Source organism: Brevibacillus fluminis (assembly GCF_052072235.1).
GTDB classification, from domain to species: Bacteria; Bacillota; Bacilli; order Brevibacillales; family Brevibacillaceae; genus Brevibacillus_D; species Brevibacillus_D fluminis_A.
Genome location: NZ_CM125436.1, coordinates 2427164 through 2440873 on the forward strand (window position 1 = coordinate 2427164; position 13710 = coordinate 2440873).

The 13710-nt window shown below is 55.4% G+C and carries 16 protein-coding genes; 10 read left to right on the plus strand and 6 right to left on the minus strand.

Features of this window, described 5'->3' with window-relative positions:
• Positions 1-62: 62 nt before the first annotated feature.
• A complete protein-coding gene (locus ACTID9_RS11975) occupies positions 63-581 on the plus strand; it encodes an NUDIX domain-containing protein (protein ID WP_441071470.1) in 519 nt (172 codons plus the stop codon).
• A gap of 98 nt (positions 582-679) precedes the next feature.
• Here ACTID9_RS11975 and ACTID9_RS11980 read toward each other — a convergent pair whose 3' ends face one another.
• Positions 680-1519 (minus strand): sulfurtransferase, encoded by an 840-nt coding sequence (locus tag ACTID9_RS11980; RefSeq protein ID WP_441071471.1) that lies wholly within the window; start codon positions 1517-1519, stop codon positions 680-682.
• Positions 1520-1633: 114 nt separating this feature from the next.
• On the opposite strand from ACTID9_RS11980, the gene ACTID9_RS11985 reads away from it, so the two are divergent.
• Positions 1634-2176 (plus strand): DUF502 domain-containing protein, encoded by a 543-nt coding sequence (locus ACTID9_RS11985; protein ID WP_441071472.1) that lies wholly within the window; start codon positions 1634-1636, stop codon positions 2174-2176.
• Positions 2177-2253: 77 nt separating this feature from the next.
• Here the strand turns inward: ACTID9_RS11985 and ACTID9_RS11990 are convergent, their stop codons facing one another.
• Both ACTID9_RS11990 and ACTID9_RS11995 read right to left on the minus strand, forming a co-directional pair.
• Positions 2254-2475: a hypothetical protein gene (locus ACTID9_RS11990; RefSeq protein ID WP_441071473.1), complete on the minus strand. Its 222-nt coding sequence runs from the start codon at positions 2473-2475 to the stop codon at positions 2254-2256.
• 71 nt (positions 2476-2546) lie between these two features.
• Entirely contained in the window at positions 2547-2975 is a 429-nt protein-coding gene (locus ACTID9_RS11995) for a DUF2621 family protein (RefSeq protein WP_441071474.1), read from the minus strand.
• Positions 2976-3159: 184 nt separating this feature from the next.
• Here ACTID9_RS11995 and ACTID9_RS12000 point away from each other — a divergent pair, with 184 nt between their 5' ends.
• The 8 genes from ACTID9_RS12000 to ACTID9_RS12035 all read left to right on the plus strand — a co-directional run bounded on the left by ACTID9_RS12000 (position 3160) and on the right by ACTID9_RS12035 (position 10975).
• The gene (locus ACTID9_RS12000; RefSeq protein ID WP_441071475.1) at positions 3160-3537 is read left to right on the plus strand and encodes an ATPase; all 378 of its coding nucleotides are present in this window, start codon (positions 3160-3162) and stop codon (positions 3535-3537) included.
• 171 nt (positions 3538-3708) lie between these two features.
• Positions 3709-4671, plus strand: coding sequence for a tetratricopeptide repeat protein (locus ACTID9_RS12005; RefSeq protein ID WP_441071476.1), 963 nt, complete (start codon positions 3709-3711; stop codon positions 4669-4671).
• A 182-nt stretch (positions 4672-4853) separates the two neighbouring features.
• Positions 4854-5453, plus strand: a complete 600-nt coding sequence (locus ACTID9_RS12010; RefSeq protein WP_441071477.1) for a TetR/AcrR family transcriptional regulator — start codon at positions 4854-4856, stop codon at positions 5451-5453.
• A 2-nt stretch (positions 5454-5455) separates the two neighbouring features.
• Positions 5456-6718 carry an efflux RND transporter periplasmic adaptor subunit gene (locus tag ACTID9_RS12015; protein WP_441072559.1) on the plus strand — a complete coding sequence of 421 codons (1263 nt, stop codon included), beginning with the start codon at positions 5456-5458 and terminating at the stop codon, positions 6716-6718.
• Entirely contained in the window at positions 6715-7368 is a 654-nt protein-coding gene (locus ACTID9_RS12020) for an HlyD family secretion protein (RefSeq protein ID WP_441071478.1), read from the plus strand. Before ACTID9_RS12015 ends, ACTID9_RS12020 begins: the two co-directional genes overlap by 4 nt.
• 4 nt (positions 7369-7372) lie before the next feature.
• Positions 7373-8029 carry an HlyD family secretion protein gene (locus tag ACTID9_RS12025; protein WP_441071479.1) on the plus strand — a complete coding sequence of 219 codons (657 nt, stop codon included), beginning with the start codon at positions 7373-7375 and terminating at the stop codon, positions 8027-8029.
• A complete protein-coding gene (locus tag ACTID9_RS12030) occupies positions 8016-9569 on the plus strand; it encodes a DHA2 family efflux MFS transporter permease subunit (RefSeq protein ID WP_441071480.1) in 1554 nt (517 codons plus the stop codon). Before ACTID9_RS12025 ends, ACTID9_RS12030 begins: the two co-directional genes overlap by 14 nt.
• Before the next feature lie 227 nt (positions 9570-9796).
• A complete protein-coding gene (locus tag ACTID9_RS12035; RefSeq protein WP_441071481.1) occupies positions 9797-10975 on the plus strand; it encodes a CaiB/BaiF CoA transferase family protein in 1179 nt (392 codons plus the stop codon).
• Positions 10976-11066: 91 nt separating this feature from the next.
• On the opposite strand, the gene ACTID9_RS12040 is transcribed toward ACTID9_RS12035, so the two are convergent.
• From ACTID9_RS12040 to ACTID9_RS12050, 3 genes are read right to left on the minus strand one after another with little or no spacing between them, the layout of a single operon-like run.
• Positions 11067-11816, minus strand: coding sequence for an ABC transporter permease (locus ACTID9_RS12040; RefSeq protein WP_441072561.1), 750 nt, complete (start codon positions 11814-11816; stop codon positions 11067-11069).
• Positions 11817-11871: 55 nt separating this feature from the next.
• Positions 11872-12669: an ABC transporter ATP-binding protein gene (locus ACTID9_RS12045; protein ID WP_441071482.1), complete on the minus strand. Its 798-nt coding sequence runs from the start codon at positions 12667-12669 to the stop codon at positions 11872-11874.
• A 5-nt stretch (positions 12670-12674) separates the two neighbouring features.
• Positions 12675-13670, minus strand: coding sequence for an ABC transporter substrate-binding protein (locus tag ACTID9_RS12050; protein ID WP_441071483.1), 996 nt, complete (start codon positions 13668-13670; stop codon positions 12675-12677).
• Positions 13671-13710: the final 40 nt, after the last annotated feature.

A 13710-nucleotide genomic window follows, 5' to 3' on the forward strand; every position in this document is an offset into this window, starting at 1 on the left:
CTAGACTTGCAAAATTTCTTCAATCTTTCAAAAAAATAGCCAAGCCAAAGGAGTTGTTGACCATGTCCATGTCACCCTATTATCGCGACCTGCGCCAAAAGCTCGGGAACCAATTGATTTTCGTGCCCGCCGTCGCTGCTATCATTCGCAATGAAAACGATGACATTTTGTTTGGCCGCAAGCACAACGAGGAACAGTGGGGCCTCATCGCCGGGGCGATCGAGATCGGGGAAACACCAGCCGAAGCTGTGTGCCGGGAGGTTGCGGAGGAAACCGGCTTGCAGGTGATACCGGAGAGCATCATCGGGGTTTTTGGCGGGGAAGAGCAGCGTTTTACTTATCCGAACGGACACCAGGTCGAGTACCTGACGATCGTCTTTTCCTGTACAGTCAAGGGGGGCGCTTTGCAGACGCAGACCGGGGAGATGGGGGAGTTGCGCTATTTTTCCGAAAATGAACTGCCACCGATCGCCAACAAGTATCCGCCCGGCATTTTCAAAAAGGCGACCATGCTTGCCCAAAAGGCGCTGTTTGCAAAAGCGGATGCTCAAATTGGAGCGGAATCGTTTCCGCCATCTTGACGGCACTCGCCAGCGTAAAAGACCGTAACAAGAAGGGTGAGATCAAAAAAATGGAAAAACGCATCAGCAAGCCCGCCGGCGGGAGCTGATGCGTCTTTTTATTCTTCCCCCGTCGCCACCGGATTGTCCGCATAGCTCGTCCAATCGCTCCAGCTGCCCGCATACAGCTTGGCATCCGTCCGGCCCGCCTGGTACAGGGCCAGCACATTGACGCAACCCGTCACGCCGGAGCCGCAGTAGGCGATGATTTCGTCTTTGCCGCTGACGGCACGGAAGCGTTCCTGCAGCGCTTCGGTCGGCAGCAGCTCGCCATCAGGAGCAAAATTATGCTTGTAAAAATAATTGGCCGCGCCTGGAATATGGCCTGCCTTCGGATCGAGCGGCTCCACCTCGCCACGGTAGCGCTCAGGGGCGCGTGAATCGAGGAGTGCGGTTTTTTCGTCGCGCTGCTTGACATCTTCCATCCCGACCAGCATATGCGGCTGAACGTTCGGGATGAACGTTTTGGCAGCAGGAGCGGGTTTAACCTCTGCGGTAGTCGGTAACCCGGCCTGGCGCCATCCGGCAAACCCTCCGTTCAGCACCGCCACTTTTTCGTGACCGAGGTAGCGCAAGAGCCACCACAGGCGGGAAGCATGGGCCAAATCCTGCTCATCATAGGCCACGACAAACGTATCTTGATCGATGCCCGCGTTGGAAAACAGCGTTTGCAGCTGCTCGACGGAAGGCAGCGGGTGGCGTCCGCCATGTGCGGCTTTCGGTCCGGACAAATCATGCTCCAAGTCAAAATACAAGGCACCTGGAATATGCGCTTCCACATATTCATTCAGGCCCACGCCTGGCTTGCCCAAAGTAAAGCGGCAGTCGACCACTACCAGGTTGGCGTCATCAAGGTGCGATTGCAGCCATTCGCGAGAGACGAGATGCTGTTGGGACATCGGGAAATTCCTCCTTTGGAATCTGTGCGGAAATTCAACCTTTTCCATCATAGCAGAAAATGGACAAAATGCGGTACTATAAGAGGAAAAAGTGTAAGGAGACAACGAGCTGGCATGAAACGATTGGTCCGTTATTTTTTGCAAGGTTTGCTGTACACCGCACCGCTCGCGGTAACGATATACGTGCTGTACAAGGTGTTTGAAACCGTCGACGGGTGGCTTGGCTTGCCGATCCCGGGCGTAGGCTTTTTGATTACCATGCTGGTTATTTTGGTCATCGGGTTTTTGGCTTCGAATGTGCTGACGAAAGGCTTGCTCTCGCTCGTCGACACGCTGTTTGAGAAGCTGCCGTTCATCAAGCTGATCTATACCTCGATCAAAGACGTGATGAGCGCCTTTGTCGGGGACAAAAAAAGCTTTGACAAGCCGGTGCTGGTGACGCTGTCCGCCGATGGCAGCGCCAAAGCGATCGGCTTCATCACGCGGGAGTCGATGGACAGCTTCGGCATTGCCGATCATGTGGCGGTCTATTTGCCCCAGTCCTACAATTTCGCGGGCAACCTGCTGCTGTTCCCGACAGACCGGGTTGTGCCGATCGAAACCGACTCCGCCGAGGTGATGGCGTTTCTTGTTTCCGGCGGCGTATCCGGCAAGTAGAGCATAGAAAAAAGGGTGTGATCTGTGATCATCACACCCTTTTGTTCTACAGCCAAACTATTGCAAAAAACAAGATGTCAGCTGCTGAAAAAACTGCGGCTGGAATGCTTGTGACGATAATGGCCGTGACCATAGGAGCCGTGTCCGCCGCGATACTTGTAATCGCTGGAGCTAAACTTGCGAGTACCGCCGTGCGTGATGAAGCGGGCTCCTTTTTTCACGACATAAATGACGACCGCGATGATGCCGAGCAGAAGAAGCAGACCGACAACCATCACGATAAGCAGCAATTTCAACATGTGCGTAATGCCCCTTTCAGGCGACGAAAATGGTACTATGTAGTACGAGGCATGCCGGACAAAGTTTCAGATTATGCTTTCAAATATTTTTGGAACGGCTCGTAATTGATTTGCTTTTCTTCCAGCCGCTTGATCAAAAACTTGTGGTCGCGTTTCGGCGTTGCCATGATGTACCCTTTGACCAACAGCTCGGTCGTGATCGTACGTGCCTGTTCCTCGATGGCGAGCTGACCGATTTTGCCGGCGATTGTACGGCGGGCCGCATCCCGGAAAATTTGCGGTACCGGCTCGATCAACTCCTCCAGAAGGTTTCGCGTCTCATCCGTCCACATGTCGCGCGTCTGTTCGATGAAATGATCCTGCCAGTCGAGATCGGATTTGCCGTCTTGCTTCGGCATGGATTTCAAAAACTTGCGGAACATGAAAAAGCCGCCGATGGCAAGCAAGCCCACCAGGAGCACGGACCAGCCCAGCACAAACCAAGAAAAAGTGGTAGACATCCCCACTGCTAGCACCTCATTTGTTTTCCCATAATATGCTTCTTGTAAGAAGTTTAGCCTATTTCCGGCTTGTCAACAAGCTGTGAAACATTTTACTTTCCACCGATCGCCACAATGAGTATAGTAGAAGTAATCTGAACTTCCAGGCAAGACAGAACGGTTGAAACAAGAGGAGTTGACAAGAATGTTCAAACTTGGTCAGAGAGTGATAATCGTGGCTGACAGCTTTGAGCAATCTCTCCCCATAGGCGAACATGCATATATCATCGGACGCGACCGAAACCCGGACAGCGCATTTGAATGGGTCATCCGCGTGCCGAAAGTCGATAAACATTATGCGATTGTCGAGTCAGACATCGCGTTGGAGGAGACGTTGCTTGCGCAGGAGGCGGAACGCATCTCGCGCGAGGCGCTGCTGGAGCATGCGCTTGCGACGCGCAATGAAGCGCTGTTTCGCCAGGTGATGGGAATTGAGGAGCCAGCCGAAGAGGGGGATGAGGCAGCGCGCAAAGAATCGCCGGAGGAGTTTATCCGCAAAGTGAATATGAAAGCGTGGATCTGACGGCACTTGCAGGCTTGCCTGAAAAAGTCTGTTGAATATACGCGGCCGATCAGATATTTTTGATTCAAGCAAACATTTTGATTGGCATCAGCGGCTCTGCCATCTCGCATGGCGTTGCTGGCGGGTTTTGTTGGGGATAGAGGAAAAGGTCGAAGAGAGTGAGGCTATCGCATGTCTGATTTTATCGAGTTTACCAATGAGCATGGACAGTGTGTGCAAATTGCGCGCGAAGAGTATGAGAAAAAGATCATCCCGCAAAATCTGGAGCTGTACTGGGACAATCCGGAGATGCTGCGCCAGTTTGCGATGGAATTGGTGCGCGATGGCTTTGGCCTGCAAGGAGGGAAAGCGGCGGACCGGCTGCTGGAGCTGTACGGCCGGATCGAGCCTGCGCTGAACTTCCGCGCGGTTGCCCACATGCAGGCGGGCGAACTGGATGAGGCGAAAAAAGTGCTCATCGAATGCATCGAGAAATATCCGGAATCGGGAGCAGCGTTCACCAACATCGCCAAAATCCTCGCCTACGAAGGGGAAGGGAACAAGGCGTTCGAAGCGCTGCAGCAAGGGCTTGTGTACGACCCGAATCAGGAATCTGCGATGGATTTGTACGTCCACAGCTTTTTGGAGCTGGAGCAACGAGAGCTGTTGCTGGAACGGTTGAAGGAACTCGGGGAAATCGAGGGGGCATGGCGCCCGCACATGGTGCTGGGCCGCTTGACCCTGGAGGACGGCAATTTGCTTGTCGCCCTGCAAGCCTACCGTGAAGCGATCAAAAAAGCGGGCGAAAGTGAAGAAGTCATCATGAATGTGACGGGGGAACTGGGACAAGCCGGCTACGTATACCAGCTGATCCAGATCGCGGAGCAATACTGGAAGCCGACGTTCGCCCATCCGTTTACCGGGTTCAACTACGCCAACGCCCTCCTTGCAACCGAACAGGGGGAGAAGGCGATTGCCGTTCTTTGCGAGATGAAGGAGTCGATTGCGGAGCCGTACAAGCATACGGTGGAGCAGTTCATGGAACGACTGCCGCAGGAGCTTTTGGCCAAAGCCGCAAGCCAGCCGCAAGCGGAGCAGGCCGCGGAAGAAACGAACAGCAATCAGAAAAAAAGCCGTTGGAAGTTCTGGAAGTAAAAAAAGCAAACGAGTCGCGCCGACACAGGTGCGGCTCTTTCTTTTTGCCCATCAATTAACAAAATGCAATGTTAACGAAGTAAAAGAATAACAAAGATTTTATAAGATTGACAATATTTACCCGTTGTGACAATATTACCGAGTCTAACTAAACGTTCATTTAGGCGGAAGGGGGTGGCATATTGTCAGAAGGCCAGGTGGTGAATCGGCGTCAGATGCTGAAGGATGCGGCCATCGAACTCATCAGCCAGCACGGCTACGACAGAACGAGCATCAAGAAGATCGCCAAGCGATGCGATGTGACTGTCGGCGTCATTTATCATTATTTTTCCAGCAAGGAAGAGCTTTTTGACGAGGCGCTGCGCGGCTATTGCTCGGAATGGGAGTCGATCATCCCGATGGTCAAGCAGCTCCCGCTTGAGGATGGGCTTGTCTTCATCGCGTCCCGCCTGATTGAAAAGTGGCGGAAGCAGCAAAACTTCATGGTGATTCTCGTCGGGGAATGTGTGAAAAACCCAGCGGTCCATGAGATTTTTTCGCGGATGCTGGTCGAGGCGAGAGAAGCGTTGGGCAAATACGTCGAAATGAAGATGGAAACAAAGGAAATGAGCCGGGCGAACACCCAAATCATTCTGAACATTTTTGTCAGTCATTTTTTGACGAGTTTTATTCACAAGGAACAATTGCAAATTCCGATCGTGCCCGAGCTGAACGAAGAGTTCATTCGCGCAAGCGTTCGGACAATGCTAGATGGTTGGAGAGGACAGGTGGAAACAGAGTGATCATGCATAAAAAGCGAAAAACGGTCGCAACCGCGCTGGCGGTGACTGCGGCATCTCTGTGCGCGGCACTTTCGCTAGCAGGCTGTGCAAGCCAGGAAGCGAGCGCGAAACCGGGCGTGCAGCGCGTTGTCGTGGAAACGATCGGCCAGGATACGTTGAAAAAAGCCAAAATGGCTGTCGGCCGCGTCATGGGCGACACGGAATCTGCGGTCATGTCCAAGATCCCGGGGCGTGTCTTGCGCGTGGCCGGCGAAGTGGGGCAGGAAGTCAAAGCGGGTCAGCCGCTCGTCTATTTGGATGACAGCGACTACAAGGTGGTGCTGGCGCAGGCGCAAGCATCTTTGCAAGGTGCGCAGGCACGGCTGGCCGATTCCCGCAACGGCACCCGCACACAGCTGAAGCTGCAATTGCAGGAAAAAATACAGTCGGCCAAAGCAACCTTGGATAACGCAAAAATCAATTTGGACCGGACCGTTTCGTTGAAGGCTTCCGGGGCAGTATCGCAATCCCAGCTCGATGCGGCGAATTTGGCCTATACGCAGGCGCAGGCCGCGTACCAGGCGGCATTGCAGGACCAAAGCCTCGCGAATGAAGGGGCGACGAAAGAAACGCTCGCGAACCTGCAGGCGGCGGTGGCGGCTGCGAAAGCGACGGTTGACAGCGCCCGTTTAAATATTTCCAATGCCATCATTGTCAGTCCTTTGACGGGAAAAATCGCTGCCAAAAACATTCAGCCCGGTGAAACGGTTTCGACCAGCTCCACGCTGCTGACGATCGTGAGCCGCCAGCCTGCGGTCGAAGCGTCGATTCCGGAGGAGCAAATCAATTCGATCAAAGTGGGCCAGACGCTCAAGGTGCGCATCGAGCAAGTGTCCTCCCAGCCGTTTGATGCCAAAGTGTTGACGATTTCGCCGATCGCCAATCCCGCGAGCAAGGAATATCCGGTGAAATTGAGCCTGCCGGGCGATCCGAACCAATGGAAATCCGGCATGTACGCAGAGATCACGTTGCCCGATGCAGCAGATGCAACCATTGCCGTCCCGCGTGACGCGATCGTCAAGCGGGGCAGCGAACGGATCGTCATGGTGACCGATGGCACCAAGGCGATTGCCCATCCGGTCATTACCGGCACGTCTGACGGGGCGAACGTCCAGATTCTTGAAGGGTTGAAAGCAGGCGAAAAGCTGATCGTCGTCGGCCAGGATCAGGTGAAGGATGGCGACCCGGTTGAAGTCCTCTGGGAGAAGAAGGAGGGCGGCAAATGAAGAAGAAGATCGGCTTATTGGTCCTCCTCCTCGTCGTTCTCGGCGGCGGCGGCTACGGCGTGAAAGCCTATGTCGATTCGATGAACCATATTACAACCGATGATGCTCGCATCGACGGCGCGCTGGTCAAAGTCAGTCCGGAAATCGCCGGGCGCGTCACCGAAGTCCGCATCAAGGAAGGCGATACGGTGGAAGCAGGCGAAACGCTGGCGCGGCTGGATGAGAAAAACACTTCGCTGACCACGCGTGACGCTGCATTGGTCAAAGCGCCGGCTGCCGGCATGATCTTGAAGGAATTCGTTACGGTGGGGGAAAACGTGGCCCCGGGCCAGCGCGTCTTTTTGCTCGCCAACATGGATGAGTTGTACGTGTCTGCGCGCATCGATGAGACCAAGATCGAGCGCGTTGCGGTCGGCGATACCGTCTCGCTGCATGTCGATGCGTTCCCGAACGCAGAGCTTAGGGGCGTGGTTGAGCAGATCGGGCTTGCGGCGGACAGCACGTATTCGCTCTTGCCGACTTCCAATGCGTCAGGCAACTTCATCAAGGTGACACAGCGGATTCCGATCAAAATTAAAATTTTGGATAACCAAGGGCTGCGGCTGCTGCCGGGGATGAATACCACGGTTGATATCACCACAAGGGGTTGACGCTATGAAAGCCAAGCGGCTGATCATCATGCTGATCGCTTTCTACCTGGTCGGGAGCGCGCTCATCTCCTGGTATTACCGGTACCAGCAGCAAAACTATATCGTGACGGATGATTCGCGGACAATGGTCGATCTGGCTGTCATCAAAGCTCCGGGTACCGGCCGGCTGCAATCTTTTGACATTCGCGAAAATCAGGAAGTGAAGGCAAACGAGGTCATCGGCTTCGTGCAGTCTGCGCAAGGAAATGGCGCGCGGCTGCCGTTGGTGGCGCCGGTCGGCGGGCGAGTGCTGCGCATCGGCGCCCATGAAGGGGAGGTCGTGACGAACGGGCAAAATTTGCTGGCAATCGCCGATCTCGGCACCGCATACGTGCAGGCAAGGCTGACGGAGCAGGAAGCGACGCGCATCCGCGTCGGTCAAACCGTTGACGTCACACTCGACAGTGCAGGCGGCAGCGTGTATCCCGGCATCGTTTCCATGATCGAGCACGTGACGGAAAACGAAGTGTGGCCGATTATCTCGCTCACCCCGCCGCGGCAGACACCGCGCGAGGATCAGCTCGTGCCGATTCGCATCCAGGTGCAGGGGGCACGGCTCATCCCCGGCACGCACACCTCGGTCAAAATCAAAGTAGGGGGGGATTCCAATGGGCTCTTCTGAGGAAAAAAAGCTCCCCGGCGTCATGACCATTACACTGATCATTGTAATGGGAACCTTTATGGCATTGCTCGACTCATCCATCTTAAACGTCGCCTTGCCCAAGCTGATGGTATTGTTCAGCGTCGATACGAAGCAGATCGAATGGGTGTTGACCGCCTACATGCTCGTGTCAGGGGCGATCATCCCGATCACCTCGTACCTGGGCGATCGCTTCGGCTACCGGACCACCTATGTATGGGCGATGGCCAGCTTCACGATCGGTTCGCTTTTGTGCGGGCTCGCCTGGAACAACCCGTCGCTCATCGTATTCCGCGTCATTCAAGGCATCGGCGGGGGACTGATCATGCCGGTCGGGATGGCGATGATGTTCCGCTTTATTCCGAAACAAAAAATGGGCGCGGCGATGGGACTGTTCGGCCTCTCCATGGCGGTCGCTCCGTCGATCGGCCCGACGCTCGGCGGCTTGATCGTCGAGCACTACAGCTGGCGCTGGCTGTTTATGATCAATGTGCCGATCGGGATCATCAGCGTCTTTCTCACCCATTTTGTCCTGCCGGAAACGCCGACGCGGAAAATGGGCAAATTCGATCTGTGGGGCTTCATCCTTGGATCAGGCAGCGCCTTTTTGTTTCTGTTGGCATTGGCGGAAGGGGAGAGCTGGGGGTGGACATCGTATGAGATCGTCATGCTGCTGTTCTCGGCGACCATTGCGCTTGCGCTGTTGATCATCGTGGAATTGAACCATCCCGAGCCGCTTCTCGACATGCGCATCTTTTTGCACAAGGAGTTTTCCTACAGCGTGCTGCTTGGCTGCGGGCTGTTCATTTCCATGATCGCCGCGGTCATTTTGCTGCCGATCTACCTGCAATCGCTGCGCGGCTATTCCGCGATTCAGACCGGTCTGGTCATGATGCCGCAAGCGCTGGCGATGGGCTTTTCGATGGCGCTATCCGGCCGGCTGTACGACAAGGTTGGCGCACGGCCGCTGATTTTGGTCGGGATACCGCTGATTTTATTCAGTACGTACCAGCTGCATACGCTGTCGACGGATACGCCGGACAGCCTGATCAGCTTTTACATGGTCATTCGCGGGCTCGGCATGGGTCTGTCCTTCATGCCGATCAATACGGCAGGGGTGGCAGCGGTGCCGCCGATGAAAGCGGGCGCCGCGTCCACAATGAGCACGCTGGTGCGAAACGTAGCGGGCTCCATCGGCATCGCGCTGACGACCGTCTTGCTGGAAAACCGCCAGTTTTTTCATTTGCACCGGATGGCAGAAGACTTGAGCCTGTTTTCGCCAAGCTGGGGGGCGATGCAGCAATCGACGACAGGACTGCTCGCGACAGCCGGGGACACGAGCGCCGTACCTGCCGCCACGCTCAGCATGATGAACGGCCAAGTGATGGCGCAAGCGGCTGCCTGGTCATTCGGCGACGTCTTCCTCATCTTCGCGACCTTCATTCTCTGCATCTTTCCGCTCGCACTCCTGTTCAAGAAAAAGGAGAAGCGCGAGGGTGAGCAGCCCGTGTTTGCGGAGTAAACGCATTAAGCTGGCAACTTGAAAGAAACGAAAAACAGCCTGGGAAACATGTCCCAGGCTGTTTTTGTGTTACTGAAAAAACCGTCCGAAAACCAAACACCTCGTACGACAAGCCGTCCCAAAAGCAAACAGTCCCGCCACATTCACCAAGCCGTTATCCTGCCTCCGTTGCTGGTATACAAGTTGCAAAAAACCAATAAGCATGTCAGGAAAGGAGATGTACGAAAATGGCACTGCTAACCGGACTCAAAATCCTTGATTTTTCCTGTCTGCTCCCCGGCCCGTACGCTTCGATGATGCTGGCCGACCTTGGGGCAGATATTTTGCGTGTAGAATCCCATGTGCGCACCGACGAGATTCGACATTTCCCGCCGATGGACGGTGAAACGTCTGCCGTGCACGCTCACCTGAACCGCTCCAAACGGTCGCTCTCCCTTGACCTGAAAAAGCCGCAGGCAGTCGAGCTGGTCAAGCGTCTCGTTCGGGAGTACGACATCGTTCTGGAGCAATTCCGCCCGGGCGTGATGGAGCGACTGGGAGTCGGCTACGAGCAGCTGAAACGGGAAAACCCCAGGCTGATCTATTGTTCGCTGACCGGATTCGGACAAACCGGGCCGTATCGCGACAGGCCCGGGCATGACATCAATTTTTTGGCGATGAGCGGAGTGATGGGTTATTCGGGACGAAACGAAAGCGGCCCCAGCTTGCTCGGGGTTCAGGTGGGCGATTTGGCAGGAGGCGCGTTGCAAGCGGCGGTCGCGATGCTGGCAGCCGTGATTTATCGGGATCGGACTGGCGAAGGTCAGCATTTGGACATCAGCATGACCGACGGCTGTTTTGCCTTGCATGCGATGTTTGGGCCCGGCGCGCTGACCTGCGGGATCGAGCCGTTGCCTGAGGCGACGATGCTCAACGGAGGCAGTTTTTACGATTTTTACCAAACGAAAGACGGTCGTTATTTTTCGGTTGGCAGCTTCGAACCGCCGTTTCGCAAGGTGTTGTGCGAGGCGCTTGGCAGGCCGGATTTGCTGGCAGCGGCTCTCGATGACTCGCCGGACGGCAGTCGGCTGTTCGCTGCGGCATTGCGGGACATTTTTCGCAGCAAAAATTTTGCGGAATGGCAGGAGGTGTTTGCTGCCGTTCCGGCGTGCGTGGAGCCCGTGCTTTCGTTTTCGGAAGCGTGCGGGCACCCGCAGCTGGTGGCGCGGGGGATGATTGCCGATGTGCCCATGCCGGACGGACGAATGCAAAAACAGATCGCAAGCCCGATCAAATCATCGGTCCATACGGCACAGTATCGGCATATCGGCGCGAGGCTGGGGGAGCATACCGACGAGGTGCTGCGGGAGCTTGGAATGGGTGAGTGCGAGGTGGCGCGATTGCGGGAGGAAGGGGTTATCGTCTAGGTACGGCGCTGAATGCGAGTATGCAGCAGCGAACAAACGTGAAGAAACCAGCCTTGCAGCAGGCTGGTTTCTTTCTGTCTTGCTCCTCTATTTAAACGGGCCGGTTAATTTTTTTTTCCAAATAGGCAACCGCCTGGTACATCAGCGTGGCGACGATGGCGATGACACCCAGGCTCATCAGGACGAGGGTGAAATTGAACACCTGGAAGCCGTAGATGATCAAGTAGCCCAAGCCTTTCTGCGAGACGAGAAACTCTCCGACGATGACCCCGACCCACGAAAGCCCTACGTTGACCTTCAGCGTCGAGACGATGGTGGGAATCGTGGCAGGCAGGATCGCCATGCGGAAAATTTGCTTTTTGTCGGCGCCCAGCGTCTGCATCACCTTGATGTAGTTGGGATTGACCTCGCGAAAGCTGGTGTAGATCACAATCGTCGTGATGACCACGGAAATCGTCGCGCCCATGGCGATGATCGACAGGTAGCCCGGGCCAAAGCCGACGATAAAGAGCGGGCCGATTGCGACCTTTGGCATGCTGTTGGCAACGACCAGATACGGATCAAGCACGCGGGATAGAAACGGTGACCACCAGATCAATGTCGCAAGCAGGGTGCCGAGCAGCGTCCCGAGCACAAAGCCGATGACCGTCTCGATCACGGTTGCGGTGACGTGCGGCAGGAGGGTGCCATTGGTCAGCTGATCGACGAACAGCTGCCATATTTTGGACGGTGCGCTAAAAATCAACACATTGATGCGATTGGTCCGCGAAAGCCATTCCCAGCCTCCGAGGAAGAGGACGAGGATCACCAGCTGGGTGAAGAAGACCAGCCAACGCTGCATGCGCTTTTGGCGCAAATAGTCAGCGTGCAGCTTGCCGGCATCAACCTGTTTGCTGTCATTCATGGACATGGTTGATCGCCTCCATCTCTTTCCAGACCTGGTGAAACAATGCGGAAAAGCTTTCATGGTTGCGCGCCGCAAACGGTAGGGCCAATCGCAATTCCTCGGGAACCACAAACTCTTTGTGAATCCGGCCCGGATTTTTTGCCAAAATGAAAATGCGATCTGCCATGGCGACAGCCTCTGTCAAGTCATGGGTCACCAAAATGGCGGTCTTTTGCTGCCGGCGCAGCGTCGAGACTACCAGATCCTCCAGCTTTAATTTGGTCTGGTGGTCGAGCGCCGAAAACGGTTCATCCAACAGCAAGATTTCCGGCTTGCAGGCGAGCGTGCGGACCAATGCCACCCGCTGCCGCATTCCTCCCGACAGCTGTGCAGGGTAGGAATGGCGAAAATCAGCCAGCTCCATTTCCGCAAGCAGATGAAGCGTGTATTCCTCTGACTCTTTGGTGCGAATGCCCTGGATCTCCAGCCCGAGCATGACGTTTTGCTCGATCGTCCGCCAGCCGAACAAGTAATCCTGCTGCAGCATGTAGCCGATGCGCGGGCTGGTTCCGGTGATGGTGGTGCCGTCAATTTTGATGCTGCCTGCCGATGGCCGCTCCAATCCGGCAATCAGTGACAAAAGCGTCGTCTTGCCGCAGCCGCTCGGGCCGACCAGACAGACGAATTCCCCCTCCGCTACCCGCAAGTCGATCTCTTTGACAGCCAGGAAGCTAGCTTTGTCAGACAGATAGAGGTGGGTCAGTTGGCAAAGCTCGATCTTGGATGGTGACGGGCGGTGGTTTGACAAAGCGGTTATCTCCCTTCTGTCGCCGCCTTGGCAAATGAAGTATCGACCAATTTGGCGTAATCGGCGCGCTGTTTCAGTTCACCTGCTGACTCCATGATGGCTTGCAGATTGTTCCACGCGTCCTCCTTCAAAATCGGGTCGGCTGCGTAGGAGCCTTGTTCCAGATAACGCTTCACCGAGCTTTCCAGGATAGCGGCATCGATATTCGGGAAGAACGGAGCGATCGCTTCTGCCGTTTCCTTTGGCGTATGGGTGGCGACCCATTGCTGTGCCTTGTAAATGGCGCTGGTGAACTTTTGGATCGACTCTTTGTTTTTCTCCAGGTAGCTTTGCTTCGCCATGTAATCGGTGTACGGAACGCTGCCGCTCTCCTTGCCAAACGAGGCGACCACGTGGCCGATGCCTTCTTTCTCCATCTGCGACGCGGTTGGCTCAAACAGCTGCACATATTCGCCGGTGCCGGAAGCGAACGCCGTCGCAATGTTTTGGAATTCGATGTTTTGGATCAGATTCAAATCTTTATGCGGGTCGATACTGTGTTTTTTCAAGACGAATTCTCCGGCCATTTGCGGCATCCCGCCTTTGCGCTGACCGAGAAAGACCTTGCCTTTCAGCTGATCCCAGGAGAAGTTGTCGACCTTGTTCCGGGAGACCAGGAAGGTGCCATCCGTATTGGTGAGCTGGGCGAAATTGATGACGGGGTCCTGCGCTCCCTGCTGATTGACGTAAATGCTCGTTTCCGCTCCGACCAATGCGACATCGATACCGTCAGAGAGCAGAGCGGTCATCGTTTTGTCGCCGCCGGACGTTGTGGTCAGCTCGACATCCAGACCTGCATCCTTGAAAAAGCCTTTGGACAGCGCCACATATTGCGGCGCGTAAAAGAGCGAACGCGTTACTTCTCCGATCCGGATTTTGGCGGGCGTCTGCGATGCGCATCCGGAGAGAAGCGCCATGGTACCGAGGCCGATGGCGAGCGAAAGCGAGAGCCATCTTTTCATGCTGGTTCCTCCTCGACTAGAGTTTGATGCAGGATATGCG